The 21,232-nt window shown below is 60.6% G+C and carries 15 protein-coding genes; 8 read left to right on the forward strand and 7 right to left on the reverse strand.

What is annotated here, in order from left to right:
- The first annotated feature begins 491 nt into the window (after positions 1 to 491).
- Positions 492 to 1,310, forward strand: a complete 819-nt coding sequence (locus ACIQ39_RS10985; RefSeq protein WP_396434641.1) for a DM9 repeat-containing protein — start codon at positions 492 to 494, stop codon at positions 1,308 to 1,310.
- A 192-nt stretch (positions 1,311 to 1,502) separates the two neighbouring features.
- On the opposite strand, the gene ACIQ39_RS10990 is transcribed toward ACIQ39_RS10985, so the two are convergent.
- The gene (locus ACIQ39_RS10990; protein ID WP_396434642.1) at positions 1,503 to 3,458 is read right to left on the reverse strand and encodes a helix-turn-helix domain-containing protein; all 1,956 of its coding nucleotides are present in this window, start codon (positions 3,456 to 3,458) and stop codon (positions 1,503 to 1,505) included.
- A gap of 116 nt (positions 3,459 to 3,574) precedes the next feature.
- Between ACIQ39_RS10990 and ACIQ39_RS10995 the strand changes: the two genes are divergently transcribed.
- From ACIQ39_RS10995 to ACIQ39_RS11025, 7 genes are all read left to right on the forward strand, one after another.
- Entirely contained in the window at positions 3,575 to 4,546 is a 972-nt protein-coding gene (locus ACIQ39_RS10995) for an ABC transporter permease (RefSeq protein WP_396434643.1), read from the forward strand.
- 62 nt (positions 4,547 to 4,608) lie between these two features.
- Positions 4,609 to 5,619: a sugar ABC transporter substrate-binding protein gene (locus tag ACIQ39_RS11000; protein WP_396434644.1), complete on the forward strand. Its 1,011-nt coding sequence runs from the start codon at positions 4,609 to 4,611 to the stop codon at positions 5,617 to 5,619.
- Between the two features lie 106 nt (positions 5,620 to 5,725).
- Positions 5,726 to 7,912 (forward strand): ABC transporter permease, encoded by a 2,187-nt coding sequence (locus tag ACIQ39_RS11005; RefSeq protein WP_396434645.1) that lies wholly within the window; start codon positions 5,726 to 5,728, stop codon positions 7,910 to 7,912.
- Between the two features lie 29 nt (positions 7,913 to 7,941).
- Positions 7,942 to 9,021, forward strand: a complete 1,080-nt coding sequence (locus ACIQ39_RS11010) for a strictosidine synthase (protein ID WP_396434646.1) — start codon at positions 7,942 to 7,944, stop codon at positions 9,019 to 9,021.
- Positions 9,018 to 10,532 (forward strand): sugar ABC transporter ATP-binding protein, encoded by a 1,515-nt coding sequence (locus ACIQ39_RS11015; protein WP_396434647.1) that lies wholly within the window; start codon positions 9,018 to 9,020, stop codon positions 10,530 to 10,532. Before ACIQ39_RS11010 ends, ACIQ39_RS11015 begins: the two co-directional genes overlap by 4 nt.
- Before the next feature lie 10 nt (positions 10,533 to 10,542).
- Positions 10,543 to 11,196, forward strand: a complete 654-nt coding sequence (locus ACIQ39_RS11020; protein ID WP_396434648.1) for a 2-hydroxychromene-2-carboxylate isomerase — start codon at positions 10,543 to 10,545, stop codon at positions 11,194 to 11,196.
- Between the two features lie 22 nt (positions 11,197 to 11,218).
- On the forward strand, positions 11,219 to 12,460 hold the full coding sequence (locus ACIQ39_RS11025; protein WP_396434649.1) for a CaiB/BaiF CoA transferase family protein: 1,242 nt from the start codon (positions 11,219 to 11,221) through the stop codon (positions 12,458 to 12,460).
- Positions 12,461 to 12,758: 298 nt separating this feature from the next.
- Here the strand turns inward: ACIQ39_RS11025 and ACIQ39_RS11030 are convergent, their stop codons facing one another.
- The 6 genes from ACIQ39_RS11030 to ACIQ39_RS11055 form a co-directional block, all read right to left on the reverse strand.
- The gene (locus ACIQ39_RS11030; RefSeq protein ID WP_396434650.1) at positions 12,759 to 15,365 is read right to left on the reverse strand and encodes a cation-transporting P-type ATPase; all 2,607 of its coding nucleotides are present in this window, start codon (positions 15,363 to 15,365) and stop codon (positions 12,759 to 12,761) included.
- The gene (locus ACIQ39_RS11035) at positions 15,362 to 16,132 is read right to left on the reverse strand and encodes an SDR family NAD(P)-dependent oxidoreductase (RefSeq protein WP_396434651.1); all 771 of its coding nucleotides are present in this window, start codon (positions 16,130 to 16,132) and stop codon (positions 15,362 to 15,364) included. Before ACIQ39_RS11035 ends, ACIQ39_RS11030 begins: the two co-directional genes overlap by 4 nt.
- 37 nt (positions 16,133 to 16,169) lie before the next feature.
- Positions 16,170 to 17,885: a cation:proton antiporter gene (locus ACIQ39_RS11040; protein ID WP_396434652.1), complete on the reverse strand. Its 1,716-nt coding sequence runs from the start codon at positions 17,883 to 17,885 to the stop codon at positions 16,170 to 16,172.
- Positions 17,886 to 18,175: 290 nt separating this feature from the next.
- The gene (locus tag ACIQ39_RS11045) at positions 18,176 to 18,805 is read right to left on the reverse strand and encodes a LysE family translocator (protein WP_396434653.1); all 630 of its coding nucleotides are present in this window, start codon (positions 18,803 to 18,805) and stop codon (positions 18,176 to 18,178) included.
- A gap of 362 nt (positions 18,806 to 19,167) precedes the next feature.
- On the reverse strand, positions 19,168 to 19,911 hold the full coding sequence (locus ACIQ39_RS11050; protein ID WP_396434654.1) for an ABC transporter ATP-binding protein: 744 nt from the start codon (positions 19,909 to 19,911) through the stop codon (positions 19,168 to 19,170).
- A gap of 4 nt (positions 19,912 to 19,915) precedes the next feature.
- On the reverse strand, positions 19,916 to 21,112 hold the full coding sequence (locus tag ACIQ39_RS11055) for an FtsX-like permease family protein (protein WP_396434655.1): 1,197 nt from the start codon (positions 21,110 to 21,112) through the stop codon (positions 19,916 to 19,918).
- Positions 21,113 to 21,232 lie beyond the last annotated feature (120 nt).

A 21,232-nucleotide genomic window follows, 5' to 3' on the forward strand; every position in this document is an offset into this window, starting at 1 on the left:
TGATGTCAGCAGTTGCTGCGGCAATTCGATCGAAGGGTTGTCAGCAGATGTGTAACGCACTGAGCACCAAACTCGGAGTTTCATGGGCAAGTGCTGTTACCCTTGAGCAACAGCAGTTGATAGCGAGGCGGATAGGAAATCGAACCGCTGGGTGAGCTTGAATGGCGCCAATTAATTCATCAGGATGTCCGTACGCGTCGTGATCAATGCAGAGGGCGGTTTTTATTTGAACTTGCTTTTTTGCAGATCAACCACTGCTGTCCAAAACAGCAGCCTTCCAAAGACTTGGTTTGGCGAGTCCTGCACGATCCGTCAACGCACCTCTAGCCTACAAGTCCATGCCGCCCAGAACAAGAGATAAAATTTTTGTATATAATTTGTTTTTTTTATTAAACTATGGTTAACAAAAAATAAAGTAAACTGTGTTTTGAGTTATGCAGACACCACCATGGACGTTTAACGTCTACCCTCTCAATCCCTAAATTTTTACCATGCAAAAGTTCATTCTTTCAGTTACCGTGGCACTGGGCCTTCTTCTGAGTTCAGTCGCAACATTGGCACAACCCCAGATCGTCTGGGTGGAGACGAAAGGCGATGCTATTCCAGCGACCGCAGTTGCAGCCGGCAACGAAGCAAACGGCGAAAAGCTGTTTATGTGCCGCATGACAAACGCGGCCCCCCCTGAACGAAGGACCCTGCAACCTGGCAAGACGCGCCGCGGATTCGGCGCCTGCAATTTCCACCAAGACGGCTTCGAATTCGGCTCTTATGTCTATGAAGTCGCCGTTGCACTGCCTGCAGGCGCAAAGTGGCAGCGGACCGAAGCTTCCAACATCCCCCCCACTGCCATTGTGGCCGGACAGTCAGGGATCACAGTTTCCATCCCGCGGAACATCCCGCTGTACTTTTGCCGTGCGAATTACAGGGGCGGGGTGCACATCGGCAACACGCGCCCAGGATTTAATGGTTGTGGGTTTGGCTGGGGCGGTCGTCAAATCAGTATTCGCAATTATGAAATCCTGGTAGCACCTGTTGGCACGTTTATGGGTTGTCAGCAGATGAGTAATACATTGGGCACCCATCACGAAATTACATGGGGCAATGCAAATCCCGCTCAGCAACAGCAATGGGCAGCAAATGGCTGCACGACCAAACCTCAATTTATGGGTTGTCAGCAGATGAGTGACACATTGGGCACCAATGCCGGAATTACATGGGGCAGTGCGACGCCCGCTCAACAACAGCAGTGGACAGCGAATGGCTGTACGACCAAACCTCAAACTGCTAGAAATATTGTTAGGCCCTGGTGATGTCAGCAGTTGCTGCGGCAATTCGATCGAAGGGTTGTCAGCAGATGTGTAACGCACTGAGCACCAAACTCGGAGTTTCATGGGCAAGTGCTGTTACCCTTGAGCAACAGCAGTTGATAGCGAAGCGGATAGGAAATCGAACCGCTGGGTGAGCTTGAATGGCGCCAATCAATTCATCAGGATGTCCGTACGCTATTGGGGCGCGCGCAGTTCATGAAGTTGCAGCGCCAAGTGCAAAGAAAGACGGCGCCCCGGCATGTCAAATGCGCCTAACAAAGCGCTGGCTGTCGCCAATCGGTTGTTCAGCGTATTGACGTGAACCTCGAGGCGGGCGGCGGCCTCCTTGGCGTTGCAGCCCAGGTCAAAGTACATCAGCAGGCTAGACGCCAGCTTGGTGCCACGTGCCTGGTCGTGTGCCAGCAGCACGCCGATGGTCGCGTCAATGAACGTCTGAGGAGACGTTGCGCCATCCGGCTGTGCGCTGCCAAAAGTTGCAACAAACGGCGCAAGTTCGTCAACCAGACGAATGGACCCCATGCTGCTCGGGTGCTCAGACATCAGTGTGCGCACCAGCGCCAAGCTTTTGTGCAAGCTCGCAAACCGACCCGGCAGCATCGCCAAAGATTCGCAAGGTGCCGAAATCAGCCCAAGCACGGCCAGTCGGGGCCTTTCGTCGAGCGCCTTTTGCAGCGCGTGGCGCAGCGCCATGGGTTGGAGATCAGGGCACAGCACAACAACCCGGCCGTCCAGTTCGCAGACGAGGGCGCGTGAACCTGCCCAACGCGTCTGTAGCCGCCTTTGCACCGACTTGGGTGTGGTGCCAGCCGTGTTCCCCTGTGCAGCGAGCTCGAGCAGCGCCAGCACGCTCACAGCGCCCAAGGCCAGCCCGCGCGTTGCAGCCAAGCCAGCGAGCTCTGCGCTGCCCACGCGCAGCGGGTGCAAAAGATCTGCAAGCAATTGCGCCGAGTCAGCGGCCTGGGCTTCGACCGTCAGTCGGGGGGCAAGCAGCACGAGCGCCATGACGATGGCGCTGCGTTCCAGGGTGCGCATCGCCACTTCGGACAGCGGCGTCGCACTCAGCACGATCAAGCCGCCGAGGAGGCGACTGCCGCCCACGATGGCCGCCAGTCGGCCTTGGCGACCGGCCGGTGCTGCGATGGCCACAGAGCGACCGCTGAGACGGCTGTCGTCGAGTGCAGCGTGCACCTGCAGTTCTTGCAACCAAGGATTCAGCACACTGCCGCCCTGGCTGACACTGGCGCCGTCGGGCCCGGCGCTGCACAGCACGCTGTCGGCACCATCCACCAGCACCACCTCGGCGTCCAGCAGGCTAGCGACGGTGCGGCACACATCGACTTGGGTGCCACCCTGGGCCACCAAACTCGTCAGCCGTTCATGGGCCTGGGCCGCCAGCTCCAACACTTGGGTTTGATGTTGCAGCAGCTGGTTGCTGTCTTCGGCCTGCTGCAAGGCCTTGCGCGTCTGCGCATGGGCTTGCGCATTGCGCACGGCTACGACGGCATGGGCGGCCAGCATCCCAAGTGTGGCGATATCGGGATGGGTGTAGTCGCGTGCAACACGGTCGGCGAGAACCAGCACGCCGATGACGTCCGTGCCCGACAGCATCGGAACCGCAACCATGGACTTCACGCCCTCCCCGCGCAAGATCGCATCGATCTGCTCGTCGTGAATGACCCGCTCCTCGGCAAAGTAATCTGCCGTTGCAAACGGGGAGCGGGTGCGTCGCACGTAGCCAGCAGCACCACGCCCCTGCGCGACGCGCATCAACTGAGCCCACTCGGTGGTGACTCCGTTGATCGCCAGCACCACCAACTCGTCCTTGCTGTCGACTTCGGGGCCGGCAATCCAACCCAAATGGCTGCCAAGCAGGGCTCGGCTGCGCTCGACGATGGCCTGCAACACACTTTCTGGCTCGCGCAGCACAGTCAGGTCGCGCGCCGTTTCTGAGACTGCTCGCCAGGCGCGTTCGAGGTCGCGTGACTGGGCCACCTGAAGCCGCAGCATGGCCAATTCCTCAGAGTCGGCGCTGGGCTCCAAACCCACGACAAAACCCCTCGGATCGGGGTTTTCGAGACCCTCAGGATCACCGGTCAGATCCTGATGGGAAAGTGCGTCTTTGGAGTTCACGCCGCAATTGTAGATAGATGACAGCAAATAGCAGAAAAAATGTGTTTTTTACACATTGCCACACGGCTGTATCAGGCCCAAGCTCTGCCTCAGTTCAAAAAAAATGGAGACCTAACGTGAGGCTGCCCAGTCTGTCCCAGCAAACGATCGTGTTCGCGATCTTTGTACTGATGTTCGCCGTATTTTCCGCCTTGCTGCCCGGATTCCTCAACACCGGCAACATGTTGGGGCTGCTGCAGAACGTCGCAATCCTCGGCATTTTGGGCTTGGGCATGGCGATCATTGTCATTGGCCGAGGCATTGACATCTCCATGGTCGCCGTGCTGGCCGTGCCGGCCGGGCTGATTTTGCAAATGGTGCAGGACGGTCACTCGGTGCCCGTTGCATTTGCCGCTGCACTTGCACTGGCGCTGGTCTTTGGCTTAATCAACGGCTGGCTCACGGCCTACGCCGAGGTGCCGTCATTGTTCACGACACTGGCCTCGGGGCTGTTCCTGGCGGGGCTCGGACAGGTGGCGTTTTTCCGTCTGGACGTCGTGCAGTGGAGTCCGAACCTTGAAAGCGTTGCTTGGATCGGGCGCGGCACGCTGCTGGGCATCCCGATGCCGGTGCTGATGTTCGCTCTGGTCGCGGTGGCGGTGGCTTTTTTTCTGCGCCGTACGCGACTGGGCAGCTATGTCTATGCAATCGGCGACAACCCCTTCGGCGCACGCACCACCGGCATTCCAACGCGGCCAGTGATCGTGCTGCAGTACGTGCTGGCTGCGCTCATTGGAGCCTTTGCCGGCATGGTGATGGCCGCGTCTGTCAACAGCATACCGACCCGAATTTACAACTCCACCTTGATCTACGACGTCATTTTGGTTGTGGTACTTGGCGGCATTGGCCTTTCGGGCGGGCGAGGCGGCGTGGTCAACGTGATCATCGGAACGCTTCTTATCGGCACTTTGCTCAATGGCATGACCATCATGGACATGTCGTATTCCGCACAGAACTTGGTCAAGGGGGTGGTACTGCTGATTGCCATCTTGATCGATTCCTTCGTCAATCCCCGCAACGAAGAAACGGCTCAGCAGGGGGATATATGAAGTTGGAAACTCTTTTTTTTCCGCCCATCCGGGCTCTTGGCAATAACTCTATGGAGACATGTATGACCACACGATTGAGCTTTCTCAAGGCCACCGCATTTTCGGTCGCGCTGGGCGCCAGCGCAGGCGCTTTCGCCCAAGGCAAAGGCTTAGAAGATCCGTTTCGCGACGCTTACTACAAAACCATGTCGGGCAAAGTCGTGGCCTTTGTGCCTGTTGCGCTGAGCTTCGACCTTGCACAGGGCTGGCTCAAGGGTTTGAAAGAAGAGCTCGAGCCACTGGGCGTGAAGATCATTGCGCGTGACCCCAACTGGAGCACAAACGCTGGTGCCCAGGCTGTGACCAGCCTCATCGGTGAAAAACCCGATGTGATTGTGGTGCACAACCCTGACGTGCAAACCTACGCCAGGCTGCTGCGCACAGCCGAGACCAATGGCATACAGGTGGTTCAGATCAATATGCGCTCGGCGTATTCTTCGGTGGCCTATGTCGGTGCAGACTGGGTAGAGATCGGCGAAAAAGCGGCAACAGCAGTCGTTGCAGCTTGTAAGGGCAAGTCAAACAAAATCTCGATAGTGCAAGGCGCGTTGTCTGCCGCCGCCAGCGCCTACACGCTCAAGGGCGTAGAAAATGTGCTGGCCAAGAACCCACAGATCACGGTGGTTTCCAGCCAAGCAGCCGACTGGGATGCCGCCAAGGCCAAAGGCATCACCCAGACTGTGCTCAAGCAGCACCCCGACCTGTGCGGCACCGTTGGTTTCTGGGACGGCATGGATTCTGGTACGGCCGCTGCCATCAAAGAAGCGGGCCTGACCGGTAAGGTGTTTCTTGCCACCTCTGGCGGTGGCGAGCAAAAAGGCGCGTGTGACCAGGTCAAGAGCGGTGCCTACGACCTGAACCTGAGCTATGACGTGCCCACTCAGGCCATCACCATGGCTGGCCAGATCAAGTGGTTGTTGCAGAACACGGGCAAGACCAAGGGTTTGGGGGGATCGATCTACACGACGCTGATCCCGATCACGAAAGCCAATGCCAGTGTTGAAGGCACGTGCTGGAAGTTGGGCAAGTCCTGAGGCTTGCTGGAAGGCCCGGCGTGCTGGACACGCCGCGGCACCAATCCGTTTCGCGATACCGACAGCTCTGGGTGTGTTCTGACGCCCGTAACCTGATGGCAAGACAATGCAAAAAACTTTGAATCGACCTGTCGAGTTGCCCGCAGCTGGCGCTGCTGCGCCAGCTGCAGAGTCGCTGCGTGACCGTTTGACGCGCTGGCGATACCACTATTGGCCCGATCACCTGCTCGGTGAGGTGCTGGCCAAGCGATGGATGGAAACCGCCATTCCGGTGGCCGTGCTGGTATTCGTGGTCATTGGCTTGTCGCAGTTGTTGCCCAACTTCTTTTCTCCATTCAGCCTGGCCAGCAACGGACGCCAGGCGGGCGAAATCGGCTTCATCGTGTTTGGCATGGCGCTGGTGATGATTGTGGGCGGCATCGACCTGTCGGTCGGTTCGATGTTTGCGTTGACCAATTTCACCGCGCTATTTCTGATGCATGTGCTGGGCTGGCCCGTGTTGGGCGCGGTGGCAGTGACGCTGCTCGTCGGTGCCTTGCTTGGCGCAGTCAACGGTGTGCTGATCGGGTTTTTTAGATTGCGGGCCTTCTTGACCACCTTGATCACCTTGATCATTTATCGCGCCATGTATGACTTGGCGATTGCCGATTACGCCACCGCCATCGCCGGCGGCTTTCCAGAGTCTTCGGTTTGGGAGGCCATCGGCAACGGCGGCTGGTTTGGCGTTCCGACTGTGGTTTGGTGTTACGCCTTGGTCGCCGTATTCGGCCATATCTTCTTGACGCGACTGCGCCCCGGCTGGCACATCACGGCCATCGGTGGATCACGTCGTTCAGCCTACAACACCGGTATTGCGGTGCGTCGAACGGTGGCACTGACCTATGTTGCCAGCGGCGTACTCACGGCGGTTGGTGGTGTCTTTTTCGCTTCACGGCTGGCGACTGCTGGCGGAGATATCGGCGTGGGCCTGGAAGTCTTGGTGCTGACCGCAGCCGTGATCGGTGGCATCAGCTTGGGCGGCGGCAAGGGCTCGGTCATGAAGGCCATGGTCGGCACCTTGATCGTTTTGCTGGTCATCAATGGCATGACTTCGTTGTCCTTGCACGGTGGCTTTAACCGCATGGTGCTGGCGAGCATCCTGATCCTTGCGGCGGTGATAGACATACGCTGGCTCAAGAACCGCCACCGCATCGTCAGCAAGGTCTATGTCAGCCCGACTTACCACGCGCTGGCACCGTTGCCCTCGACCGAACCAGACTGCGGGACCGCCTGGGCGCAAAACGACAAGTTGCGCAGCGTCAAAGTCATTGGCTTGGGTCGCATCGAAGGTCCTGAGGACGTCATCCTTGACCGACATGACAACCTGTACGCAGGCTCGCGTCACGGCGACATCATCCGGTTCTTTCCCCCTGAATATGAGCGCATGGAGGTGTATGCGCACATCGGTGGGACGCCGTTGGGCATGGCATTTGACCGGCAAGACAACTTGTATGTCTGCAGCGGTGGTATGGGCCTGTACAGGGTGACACCGCAGCGCGTTGTGGAGAAGGTCACGGACGAGACGAACAGAAACTATCTGTCGGTCAACGATGACAGCCGACTGCGCTTGGCGGACGACCTGGACATCACTGACGATGGCCGAATTTTCTTCTCCGAGGCCACCGTGCGCTACGAGATGCACGAGTGGGCCACGGACGGGCTGGAGGCGCGTGGGAATGGCCGCATCATCTGCTACGACACGCGCAACGGCAAAACCCACACGGTGATTCGCGACTTGCAGTTCCCGAACGGCGTGTGCATCGCCAGCGATGGCATGTCCTTCCTGTTTGCCGAGACATGGGGTTGCTGCGTCAAGCGGCATTGGTTTGATGGACCGAAAGCCGGCACCACAGAATTCGTGCTGCAGAACCTGCCGGGCTTCCCAGACAACATCAACAACTCGTCGGATGGCCACTATTGGATGTCGCTGGTTGGGATGCGTTGCCCGGCGCTGGACCTGGCCTGGCGCATGCCTGGCTTTCGCCAACGCATGGCAAAGCAGGTGCCACGCGATGAATGGCTGTTCCCGAACATCAATACCGGCTGCGTTTTGAAGTTCAACGAACAAGGTGAAGTGCTTGAAACTTTGTGGGATCTGGGCGGAGAAAACCACCCGATGATCACCTCCATGCGCGAGCACCGCGGCCATCTTTACCTGGGGGGCATCATGAACAACCGAATCGGCCGCTACACCCTTGCGGGTGCCGATCCCGACTTTGTCCAGTACGACCGGCGCTGGGGAAAAACCTCATGATTACCGCAATCAAGGCGTGGAGTGACCGCATGCTCGGCCGCGGTCAAGCGTCGATCACCGTACCGGTGTTTGACGGCGCGTTGAAGTCCAACACATGGGTCGAAGACGCCGCCTTGCTGGCTCATCTGGCTGCACCGGTTGATTTGGCGAGCGACGGCAAATTTGTTTTTGTCGCGGACGGCAACAAGGTCTGGCAACACGAGGGCACCCACACGCAATGGGCACCGCGTGAGGCGGCCATTGTGGATGCCCATGTTTCTGCGATTGCCTGCGTTCCCGGTGGCGGGCTTGCACTTGCCCTGGAGGGTCGCGAAGTTCGCATTGTGGGCGGTCCACACGACGGGCTCGTGTTCACGTCCGCCGATGGGAAAGCGCTCAGCTGTGTCAATGCACTGGCGTTCGGCTCCGATGGCAAGCTGCTGGCAAGCGATGGCTCGGCCACGCAGCCGCCCGACCGTTGGAAACACGACCTGATGGGGCTGGGCCACAGCGGCAGGCTGATCGCCTTCGACTTGGCCACCGGCCAGGGGCACGAACGGGCTGCTGGCCTGGGCTATGCCTTTGGCGCCTGCGCGGCTGGCGACGCTGCACTGGTGTGCGAGAGCTGGCGTCATCGTGTGCTGCGCATCGCTTCCTCGGGGGGGGCGCCGATGCCGGTGATCGACAACCTGCCGGGCTACCCCTCACGCATCACCCAAGCGGCTGGCGGTGGCTACTGGCTGACCTGCTTTGCGCTGCGAACGCAGTTGGTCGAGTTTGTGTTGCGCGAACCCGCGTTTCGCAAACGCATGATGCAAGAAATTGACCCCGCTTATTGGATTGCACCTGCGTTGAACTCCGGCAACACCTTCCTCGAGCCCATGCAGGGTGCGCACCTGAAGATGATGGGCGTGGTCAAACCTTGGGCCCCGCCGCGTTCGTATGGGCTGGTGATTCGCCTGAGTGAGGAGGGTTTGATTCAGTATTCACTGCACAGCCGATTTGACGGACAAAACCATGGTGTGGTCGCTGCAGTGGAATGTGGGGGCCATTTGTACCTGGTGGCCCAGGGCCCCAGGCGCTTGCTGCGCCTGTCGATCACCGATATTGAAAGGCGTCTTGCTGTATGAACCCCGAATCTGTCCCCATTGTGCCAATCCTGGAATTGCGAAAGGCCACCAAAAAATACGCCGGTGTACCGGCAATCGAGGAGGTCGACTTCGCGCTGCTGCCGGGTGAGGTGCATGCGATCGTCGGCGAAAACGGTGCCGGAAAATCGACCTTGACCAAGGTCATGGCCGGTGTGGTTGCGCTGAGTTCAGGCGAGATGCGGGTTGAGGGGCGCATTGTCCGGCCGCAGACGCCGAACGAGGCGCGCGAGCTGGGTATTGCCATGGTTTTCCAGGAGACCAGCCTGGTGCCGACGATGACCGTGGCGCAAAACTTGTTTCTTGGTCAGGAGCTTTTTTTCAACCGACTTCGGGGCATCTATATTGCGGCGCAACAGTTCATGCAGTCGCTGCAGTTTGACGTCGACCCTACGGCTCAGGTCAGCCTGCTGGGCGCGGCAAAAAAGCAGATGGTCGAGATTGCGCGCGCCGTTCTGCACAAGGCCCGGGTCATCATCTTCGATGAGCCCACTGCCAGCTTGACCCCAGAGGAGAAAAAGTACTTCTTCGACCTGATCGCCAACCTCAAGGCCCGAGGCGTCTCGGTGATCTTCATCTCACACGCACTCGAAGAGGCGCTGCAGGTTTCTGACCGCATCACCATTTTGCGAGACGGACGCCATGTGGTCACCGACGACACGGTGAAATTCGACCGCGCCCGCATCGTGCAGGCCATGGTGGGGCGCGACTTGTCGCAGACCTTGTACGGGCAGCGCAAGACGCAGGTTCGGCCGCAAGGCAGGCGTGTGCTGTCGGTGCAAAACCTGCGCATGGCGGCCATGGTGAAGAACAACTCACTGTCGGTTTTTGCCGGCCAGATCACCGGCGTGTTCGGGCTTGTCGGCTCCGGCCGAACCGAAACCTTCAAGGTCGTGGCGGGCGTCATCAAACGGGACTTCATGCATGGTGGCGAGGTATTTCTCAATGGCCGACCGGTGCGTTATTACGTGCCTGCAGCAGCGGTACGAGACGGCATTGCCTATGTCACAGAGGATCGCAAAATCGAAGGCTTCTTCGAGACCAAGTCGATTGCCGACAACATCTACCTGGGATTGCTGGCCAAGCTGAGAGGCCAGCGCACGCTGGTGTCCAGGGCCGAGGCGGGCGAGGTTGGCGAGTCATGGATCAAGCGGCTGAAAATCCGCGCCATCAACCGAGATGTCCGGGCCATCGAGCTTTCTGGCGGCAATCAGCAAAAAGTTGTCATCGCCAAGTCGCTGATTCAGGAGCCTGAGCTGATTATTTTCGACGAACCCACACGCGGGGTTGATGTCGGCGCCATCAGCGAAATCCATGAGCTGATCAACCGCCTGGCCGATGAAGGAAAGGCGGTGGTGGTGATTTCCTCCTATCTGCCCGAGATCATGGCGTTGTCGGATCGCATCTTGGTGCAGCGCATGGGCAAGGTGGTGGAGGAGTATTCGGCCACCGAAGCCAGCGAGGAAAAGATCATGTATGCAGCAATCCACTGAGCGAGCGCCCATGACGATTCCAAACAACCCGATCTCGGCTGCCGACGCCAAGGCGCCGATTGATTTTTATTTCGACTTCATTTCCAGCTACGGCTATTTCGCCAGTCTGCGCATCGAGGCCATTGCCAAGCGGCATGGCCGCACGGTGCAATGGCACAGCATGCTGTTGGGTGTTTCGGTCATGAAGGTCATGGGCTTGAAGCCGCTGTTGGAAACGCCGCTCAAAGGTGACTACGTGCTGCACGATGCTTCACGTTACATGCGTCGGCACGGCCTGGCGCTTGCGCGAAAAATCAGCGACCCGATGATGGATCCTCGGCCAGCGGCACGTGCCTTCTATTGGGTTCGGCGTCACCATCCTGGCACTGAGGGCGCGTTTGCGCGCGCCGTGTATGACCGCTATTGGCGGCTTGGCAAGGATTTGTCGCTTGTGCACGAGATTGCTGAAATTGCCGCACAGGATCCGTCACTGGGCATAGACCCGGATGCGCTGCGCTCAGGCCAAGACAGCGAAGCGTCCCGCCAAGACCTGCGCCAAGCCGTGGCGGGCAGTATCGAGCGAGGCGTCTTTGGCTCGCCCCACATTTTGGTGGATGGCGAACCATTTTGGGGCTCAGACCGCCTCGATCTGCTGGAAGAATGGCTGGCCCTTGGCGGCTGGTAAGAAGATGAACGTCCCTCCCAAAATGGAAATCAACATGTCCACCTCGCTTGCCCAAGCAGAACGCGGCGCACCGCTCAGTGGCGTCACCATTCTCGACGTCACGAGGGTGGTCGCCGGGCCCTACTGCACGATGATGCTGGCCGACTTGGGTGCCATGGTGATCAAAGTGGAGCATCCCAGCGATCCTGATTTCGTGCGTGGTTTCCCGCCCTTCAACGAGGGGATAGAAGCTCAGGGCAGTGGGTACTTTGCGCAGTACAACCGACACAAAATGGGCATCAGCCTTGATCTCAAGCGCCCCGAGGGCCGCAAACTTTTCCTTGAAATGGCGGCCAAGGCCGACATCCTCATGGAGAATTTCCGACCCGGCACGATGGAGAAACTGGGCCTGGATTACGAAACCTTGAAGCCGCTGTGCCCCAGACTGATCTACACCTCTATCAGCGGCTTCGGCCAGAGCGGGCCGAACTCGCGCCGACCCGCCTTTGACAGTACCGCCCAGGCCGCAGGAGGGCTGTGGTCGATGAACGGGGACGCAGATGCACCACCGGTGCGCGTGGGCAGCATCATCGGCGATCTTGCCGCATCGTTTTACGCCACCATCGCCACACTGGCAGCTTTGCGCGAGCGCGAACGCAGTGGACTTGGTCAGCGCGTCGACGTTGCCCAGCAAGACTCTGTCGTGACACTCACAGAGAACGCCATCGTCAACTACACAATGGCAGGCATTGTTGCCTCACCCATGGGCAACGAACATCCGTTTGCCCGGCCCTATGGGCAATATGCATGCAAAGACGGCTATGTGTTTTTCGGCAGCTACAGCGACAAACTTTGGCGCGAGGCCTGTTGTGTCTTCGGTATGCCCGCGCTGGCCGACGATCCCGAGATCGACACCATGAGCAAGCGCTTTGATCTGGCCACCTATGAGCGGCGGCTGCGCCCGATCATTGAGGGGTGGTTCGCGCCGCACACCAAGGCTGAGCTGGAGGTCATGGCAGGTGACCGCATTGCACTGACGCCCGTAAAAAGCATGGACGAGGTACTGGCCGACCCCCACCTGGCTGCGCGCGACATGTTCGTGCCAGTTCAGGTTGGCGGCAAGTCGGTGACGGTGTTCGGCTCTCCCATGCATTTGTCAGCCACGCCGGTGCAAGCCCGCGGTGTGGCGCCCGGGCTGGGGCAGCACAACAAGGCGGTCTACCTCGATTGGCTTGGCATCGATCCGCAGCGCTTGGAGGCACTGCGCGCAGACGGAACGATTTGAAAGTGGCCCTGCAATGCTTGACACGGGAAGCGAAAAAAAACCAAGGCCCCTCGGCGATTCCTTTTGTGCATGATGCGCGACACGGCTGTTCCCGGTTTTTTCGTCCCTCGAAAACACCTGCGCTTGAGCCTTGCAGCATCTCGAACCGGCTCACTTGAACCCTGCCCCCGCTTTTGATTTGACTTTTGATTTGACGCTCGCCGGGTCTGTAAAGGGTCTCGTTTGCAGGGTCCGGTTGCGGCTGTTTGCGCAGCGGCAAGAAAGGCTTTGGGAGGCGGCTTTCGTTTGGGTGCTTGCGTCAAGACCTCAACCCCAGTCTGATCTGCTTTTCGATCTCGATCAACGCGAAGAAGGCCACTCCGATGCCGACAATCAGCAAGCCATCGAACACAGGCACTGGTGCGGTGCCCAGAACGAGCTGCAAGGGCACCAGGTAGGTCACGGCAAATTGGGCCGCGGTGATGGCGATGACCACGCTCCAGACCACCTTCGTTCCGCGCGCAGCGGCCCAAGTCAGCGAGCTGCTGTGGATGTTGCGGATGAAGAAGAGGTGGAAGATCTCCAGCACCACCAGCGTGTTCATCGCCATGGTCTGCGCCAGCGCCAGCGGATAGCCTTTGCCCGTGGCATAGGTGAAGACGCCGAAGACCGCCGCCATGAACAGCGTGGCGACCAGCACGACATGCCAGACCAAGCCGCCCGACAGGATGGGCGCGTTGCGGGCGCGCGGCGGGCGGGCCATGGTGCCTGCCTCCGTCGGCTCAAAGGCCAGCGCCAGGCCCAGCGTGATGCCGGTGATCAGGTTGATCCACAGGATCTGCACCGCCGTCACCGGCATGGCCAAACCCAGCAGCAGGGCCAGAACAATGACCATCGACTCGCCGGCATTGGTGGGCAGCGTCCAGCTGATCACCTTTTTGAGGTTGTCATAGACGGTGCGCCCTTCGCGCACGGCGGCGGCGATGCTGGCGAAATTGTCGTCCGACAAGACCAGATCGGCGGCCTCTTTCGCGGCCTCGGAGCCCTTGAGCCCCATGGCGATGCCCGCATCGGCGCGCTTCAAAGCCGGTGCGTCATTCACCCCATCGCCGGTCATGGCGACCGACAGGCCATGCGCCTGCAGCGCAGTCACAAGGCGCAGTTTGTGCTCGGGGCTGGTGCGGGCGAAGATGTCGACATCCAACACTTCCAGTGCCAGTTGTGCGTCGTCCAGCTTGTCCAGATCGGCCCCGGTCAGCACCCGCTTGGTGTTGGCCAGCCCGATTTGTGCGCCAATGGCGGCGGCGGTTCCCGCATGGTCGCCGGTGATCATCTTGACGCGTATGCCTGCCGCCCGGCATTGGGCAACAGCAGCAATCGCTTCAGGGCGCGGTGGGTCGATCAGGCCGACAAGGCCCAGAAAGCTCAAGCCGCCCTCCAACGCCTTCGGGTCGATCTGCTCGCCCGTCTCGGCACGCTGGGCGAAGGCCAGAACCCGCAAGCCCCGCTTGGCCAGCGTCTCAGCCAGCTTGTGCCAGTGGGCATGGTCAAGTCCTGCGCACATGCGCAGCACGCGTTCGGGCGCACCCTTCACATGGGTCAGACGCCCAGACGCACCTTCGCTCAGCACGGCCATGAAGCGGTGGCGGCTGTCGAAAGGGATGGCATCGAGCCGCTGTGCGGCCTGTTGCCCGCCCACCTTTGCCGCAAAGGCCAGCAGCGCGCCCTCCATCGGATCGCCTTCGACCGCCCAGACCCCGTCCTTGCGGTGCAGGCGCGCATCGTTGCAAAGCGCCGCCGCGAGCGCCAGTTGCCCCAGATCACCGGCCGGTGTGATCGATCCTTCGGGGGCATAGCCCTCGCCCGCGATGGCAAAGCTGCCCGTGGCCGTCTGCGCTGCGGCCACCACCATCTCATTGCGGGTCAGGGTTCCGGTCTTGTCGGTGCAGATCACCGAGACAGAACCAATCGCCTCGATCGCAGGCAGGCGGCGCACGATGGCCTTGCGCCGGGCCATGGCCTGCACGCCGATGGCCAGCGTGATCGTCATCACCGTAGGCAGGCCCTCTGGGATGGCGGCCACGGCGACGCCGACGACCGCCATGAACAGGTCGGAAAAAGGCATGTGGACCACAAAATAACCCCAAGCCAACAGCAGCGCCGCCAACAGCAGGATCAAGAACGACAGCCAGCGCGTGAACTGGTCAATCTGCGCAACCAGTGGGGTGCTCAGTTGCTCGACCCCCGCCAAAAGCCCGCCGATGCGCCCGATCTCGGTGCCCGCGCCCGTCGCCACCACCAGCCCGCGCGCCGTGCCCTGAGTGACCAGCGTGCCCGACCACAGCATCGAGCGGCGGTCACCCAGGGCGGCATCGGCGGCGACAGGGTTCTTGTTTTTTTCTACCGGCACGGACTCGCCTGTGAGGATCGCCTCTTGCGCCGCCAGCCCGCGCGCCTCGATCACCCGCAGGTCGGCGGGCACCTTGTCGCCGGCCTCCAAAAGAACGATGTCGCCGGGCACAAGGTCGGCCCCGTCCAGCGTGACCCGCTGGCCGTCGCGAAGCACGGCGGCCTTGGGCGCCAGCATGTTGCGGATCGCGGCCATGGCGGCTTCGGCCTTGCCCTCCTGGATGAAGCCGATGACCGCGTTGGCCAGCACCACGGCCAGGATCACACCGGTATCCACCCAGTGCTGCAGGGTTCCTGTGACGATAGCCGCACCCATCAGGACGTAGATCAGCACATGGTGGAACTGCCGCAGGAAGCGGAGCACCGGCCCGCGCGAGCGCACCTCAGGCAGGCGGTTGGGCCCCTGTTCGGCCAGCCGCCGCGCGGCCTCGGGCGCGGTCAGGCCATCCGGCGTTGCGGCAAGGCTGGCCAGGCAATCGGCAGCGGGGGTGGCGTGCGGGTTGCTCAGCCCTGTCATCGCGCCGTGTAGCCGCCGTCGATGACGATCTCGGTGCCAGTCACGAACTTGGCCTCATCCGAGGCCAGCCAGACCACGGCCCAAGCGATGTCGTCGGGTTCACCCATGCTGCCTATGGGGTGGGCGGCCCCCGCCGCCGCTTTGGCTGCCGCCAGATCAGGGGCGGTGGCGCGCAGGTGGTTTTCTACCATCGGCGTCCAGATGTAGGCGGGGTGAATCGAGTTCACCCGGATCTTCTCGGGCGCATAGGTGATGGCGTCATTTTTCGACATCAAGCGCACCGCGCCTTTGGAGGCGTGATAGGGCGCGATGCCGCCAATGCCGATCAAGCCCGCGATGGACGACAGGTTGATGACCGACCCCTTGCCCGCCGCCCGCAGATGCGGGATGGTGTGCTTGGTGCCAAAGAACACGCCCTTCACGTTCACCGCCTGCACCCGGTCCCACTCCGCCTCGGTCACCTGATCGGTGGGCTTGGGGCTGCCAGAGATCCCGGCGTTATTCACCAGCACATCGAGGCCGCCGAAGCGGGCGGCTGCGGCGTCGATGGCGGCTTTCATGCCGGCCTCGTGCACCACATCGACCGGCCAGAACGCAGCCGCATGGCCCTTGGCCGTCAGCTCGGCGGCCAGCGCCGCGCCCTCGTCCTCCAGCAGGTCCAGGATGGCGACTTGTGCGCCCTCCTCGGCCATGCGGGTCACACAGGCGCGGCCAATGCCGACGGCGCCCCCAGTCACGATGGCGGTTTTGCCTGCAAGTCGGTTCATGGGTTTCGTCCTTTGGTTTCAATGTGCTTGACTGACATCACCCGGCTTCGCGGCCTTCTGTGGTGATCTCGGGAAATTCGGTGCGCTGCTCTTGGGCAGCACCGCACAGCAGCGCCACTGCGCGGTCGGCGGCGTCCTGGAAGGGCTCGAGCACCAGGTCGACACCCGCGCCCAGCAGGGCCTTGCTGTCAACGCTGCCGTGCGAGGCGGCGGCGATCTGACCTGTGAACCCGGCCGAGCGGGCCAGTTGGATCAGGGTCCGGCGGGTGTCTTCGTGGCTCAGGCCCGTGGGGTGGATCGGTACCGTCGACACCACCCACTGCGCGCCCCGGAACGGCAGTTCGGTGACGAATTCGGGGTCGCTGGCATCGCCAAAGTCGGCCTCAAGCCCAAGCTTGCGCCAGCGCCGCACCGCTTGCGGGTTGAAATCTACGCCCAGCACCCGGATGCCGCGTTGGTGCAAACGCAGCCCGATGGCCGTGCCAAAGCGCCCCAGACCGAAAACAATGATGCTGTAACTGCTGGCCGCATGCGCCCCCGATTCGGACGGCTCGCGCGGCGTTCCCTTGCGTTGAAAGACGCCCAGCAGCGGCACGAACAGCGCATAAAGCTGGTGCGAGTAGGTGATCATGTAGGTCGAGGCCGCGATGGTCACGAGGCCGACTAGGGTGACAAGACCCAGCGCATCTTCGGTCACATGCCCAATCGAGACACCCATGGCGACGAAGATCAACGAAAACTCGCTGATCTGCGCCACGGTCAGCCCGGCCAGAAAACCGGTGCGCTTGCGGTAGCCCATCGCCCCCATGATGGCCAGCACGATCAGCGGGTTACCGATCAGCACGAACAAGGAAAAGACGATGGCCCCGGTCACATGCGTGCCCAAAAGCGACAGGTCCAAGCTGGCCCCCAGCGCGATGAAAAAGAACAGCAGCAGGAAGTCGCGCAAGGGCGCCAACCGGGCGGCAATGGTCTCGCGGTAAGGGGTAGAGGCCAGCGCCACGCCGGCCATCAGGCCGCCCACCTCTTTGCCCAAGCCGACAAAATCACCGACGGCGGCAAACATCGCGGCCAAAGCAATGGCGAAGATCACCAGCAGTTCGGGCGCGCGGGCCAGCCGCTCCGTCAAGGGATCGGCAGCGTAGCGCACAAAGACGACCACCGCCGCCACCAATGCCAGCCCCGAGCCCAGCACCATCAGCACCGGCCCACCACCATGCCCGGCATCCGCTGCGCCAATGCCGATGGCCGACAGCACAATCATGGCCAGCACAACCACCAGGTCCTGCACGATCAGAAACCCCAGCGCAATCTGGCCATGCAGCGTATCAATCTCGCGCTTGTCGGACAGCAGTTTGACGATGATGATGGTCGAGGAAAACGTCAGCGCGACCGCGACGTAAAGGCTGGTGATGTGGCCAAGCCCCAGCGCCAGACCGATCAGATAGCCGAAGAAGGCGGTGAAGATCACCTGCCCTAGCCCCGTGATCACCGAGACCAAGCCCAGCGACCGGATCAGCTTCACGTCCAGCTTGATGCCGACCAGAAACAGCAGCACCGCAATGCCAAGTTCGGACAAAAGCTCAATTTGCGCCTCTGAATGCACGACATCCAGCGCCGATGGCCCCGCGATCAAGCCGACCGCAATGAAGCTGACGATCAAGGGCTGGCGCGCCAGCGTACCGACAAGGCCGATGGCGCCAGCCATGACCAGCAGCAGGGCCACTTCGGCAAAAGGGGTCAGATCCGGCACTGGGCATCTTCCCTGGGCGCTTGGCCATACAAGCCTGCCCGCGGCGACTTCGGAGCGGTCAGACGCTGATCCTGAGGCATGAACTTTTGCCTTTGATGGAGTTTGGTCAAGCGTAGTGGATCTGTGCCACGCGCGATTGACCTGCATCAAACAAGGAAGCGATTTAAAACCCCAAGAACATGACGAGCTTACTGAACTGACCGGCGACATGCTGGCACAGGCTCAGGCGAGAGTGCGGCCCGAATGCAGCGAAGTGATGCTTGAAGCGCAACCCATCTCAGCATGGGCGATCAATCTTTGGTTTCGAACACCATCCTTAAGGACATGCCTGCCAGGACGGTTCCCATCAACCATCGCTGTGCCAGCAGCCAACGCGGTTTATCGGTTAAAAATCGAGCGATAGCGCCTGCGGCAAGCATGATCAGGCCGTTTCCGATGAAGCTGATGAAGATTTGAATGAAGCCCAGCGTCAAAAATTGTTGGAACACCTGCCCTTGGTTTTCGTCGATGAATTGCGGCAGCAGCGCCAAGTAAAACAAAGCTTGTTTCGGGTTGAGCAAATTGGTCAGCAAGCCCATTAAAAAAAGGCGCCGAGGACTGTCCTGTTCCAAATGACGCAGTTCAAACGGCGACCTTGCGCCTGGGCGTATGGCTTGCCACGCCAGATAAGCCAAATACATGGCACCAGCAAACCGCAGAGCGTCGTAGGCCATGGGAATGGCAAAGAGCAAGGCCGTGATGCCAAAAGCCGCACACGCAAGATAAAACAGTGATCCGATGACCAGACCCGCATACGAAATCAACCCAGCCCTGATCCCTTGGCACAGCGTGCGAGAAATAAGGTAAATCATGTTGGGCCCTGGCGTGAGGACGAACCCCACGGTCAGCAATGCGAAGGTGAAAATTTGAGAATGCTCCATCGGGCGCTCCAAAGACGGATAAGAAATTCAAGCACATGCGCACAATTATGGGGGCCGTTTTCGGGCACCCCAGGCCACCCGGCCGGGTCTGCTTGGGCGCTTGCTTGGGGCCTACTGCCCCTGATATGCCCCAAGCCCCTGCCGTTTGCCAGCGCATGGCTGTGCTTTTTCAGATCAAACCCATTGCCTGCGATCGGAGGGTCGTCTTTGCCAAAATTCTTAAAGTTCGGCCCCTGAGACTTCACATGCGCCAGCACAGCATTCAGGCTGGCGAGGGCCAGGAAGGAGAACACGTGCAGTCAATCAAGACATCTCGCCCGCCAGGTCTGCGCCTTTCTGAGCGCAAGTTGCATGCTGGAAAGTCAACGGGACGATGGGACTGGTGCGGACACGCGCCCGTCGATCACCTGGATGGTGCGCTCGCAGCGCGCTGCCAAGGCCGGATTGTGCGTGACCAAAAGCACCGCCGTGCCGTGCTCACGGTTGACCTGGCGAAACAGCTCAAACACGGCATCCGCGCTTTGGGTGTCCAGGTTCCCGGTGGGCTCGTCTGCGAGCAAAAGTGCCGGTTGCATGATCAGCGCACGGGCCACCGCCACGCGCTGCTGCTGACCGCCCGACAGCCGGGTGGCTGGCGTGTCGCGCCACTTGGACAAGCCCACACTGTCCATCAATGCCAAGGCCCGCTGCGCGATGGCCGCCGTCGGGTAGCCCTGCAGGCCGACCATGGGCAGCATCACGTTTTCCAGTGCGCTGAAGGCCCCGATCAGGTGGTGGTACTGGAACACAAAACCAATGCTGCGTCCGCGCAGTTGTGTCAGTGCCGCGTCGTCGAGCGTGGTGGTTTCTTGGCCCTTGATTTGCAAGCGGCCCTGGGTGGGTCTGTCCAGCAAACCCACGATGTTGAGCAAGGTGCTTTTACCCGAACCCGACGGTCCCATGATCGCCACGAACTCCCCGGCGTGCAGCACCAGGTCAATACCGTGCAAGACCTCCACCTGCGTCGGTTGCCCCACATTGAAGGACTTGCGCACTTGGGACAGCTGCACGATGCTTGGGGCCTTTGACCCCGAAGCTTGTGCTTCATGCACGGGCAGGTGCTTCATCGCTTCAGCCACGAATTGCCACCACAGGGTCGAGCCTGGCTGCACGCACAGCGGGGGCCCAGGCCGACAACAGCCCGGTGAGCGTGGCCAGCGCCAATGCCTGGAACAGCATCGTCAGGTCGATGGCCACGGCAAACATGGGGGTTCCTTCGGCGGTTTGGACCATTTGCAGCCATAGTTGCAGCGCCAAAATGCCCAGCGCACAGCCGATCACTGCGCCACCCAAACCCAGCAAGCCGCCTTGCAACAAAAAAATCCGCATGACCTGAGCGCGTGAAATGCCCATGGCCCGCAAGATGCCAATCTCTTTGGCGCGTTGCACCACCGACACCACCAGCACGCTGGCAATGCCAAAGGCCACCGACAAACCCACAAAAAAACGGATGGCGGTGTTGGCCATGCTTTGCGAGCGGATGGCGCTGAAAAACTGTGCATTGGTTTGAATCCAGCTGTCGGCCTGCAGTCCGGTATGCGCCTGGATCCGCTGAGCCACCTCTTGGGCGGCATACACATCGTGCACCGTGATGTCGATGCTGGTCACCCCACCGGGATAACCCAGCAGACTTTGCCCACTGTGCAGGCTGACAAATCCAGTGCGTTGGTTGGCAACTTTGTTGCCAAAATCCAAAATGCCCACGATCGTGAAATGGCGGCTGGCACCTGTGGCCGACTGCACCAACAACTTGTCACCCACCCCCACGCCCAGTTCGGCGGCCAATTCGGTGCCGATCAAGATGTCGCTGGCTTGCAGGCGCGCTTGGCCCGCCACCAGCTTTTCGCTCAGGTTCACGATGCTTTGGTAAAGCGCCAGATCGACCGCCGTCAGGCTCAGTGCACGGCTGGCCGCGCCGCGCTGGATGAAGGTCGAACCACTGACCGCTGGCGAGGCCACGCGCACCTCGGGCAGGGCCCGCAACAAATGCAGCACCGCTTGCCATTGGTCAATCGACTTGAGCCGCTGCAGCGGGGCCTGAACCTGATCCACACGCAGCGCAGCATCTTGACCATGCAGGATGCGCACCTGCTCCTTGGGTGGCAACAGCTGAATGTGCGGCTGCGCTGTCAGCACGCGCTTGACCAAATTGGTCTGCAAGCCCTGCATCAGGGCCGACATGAACACGATCACGGCCACGCCAATGGCCACACCCAGCATGATGAACAGGCTTTGCATGCGGCCTTCACGCAAAAAGCGTGAAGCCACAATCCATTCAACCTAGATCCGGCAGTTATTCTGTCATCGTGAGCTGACTTGGTGGATACCAAGGCGGCAGGGGGCGGGTGATTCTCTGCACCACGTAGTCCAAGAACGTCTTCCATCGAT

This window comes from Limnohabitans sp., from assembly GCF_044361645.1.
GTDB lineage: Bacteria > Pseudomonadota > Gammaproteobacteria > Burkholderiales > Burkholderiaceae_C > Limnohabitans_A.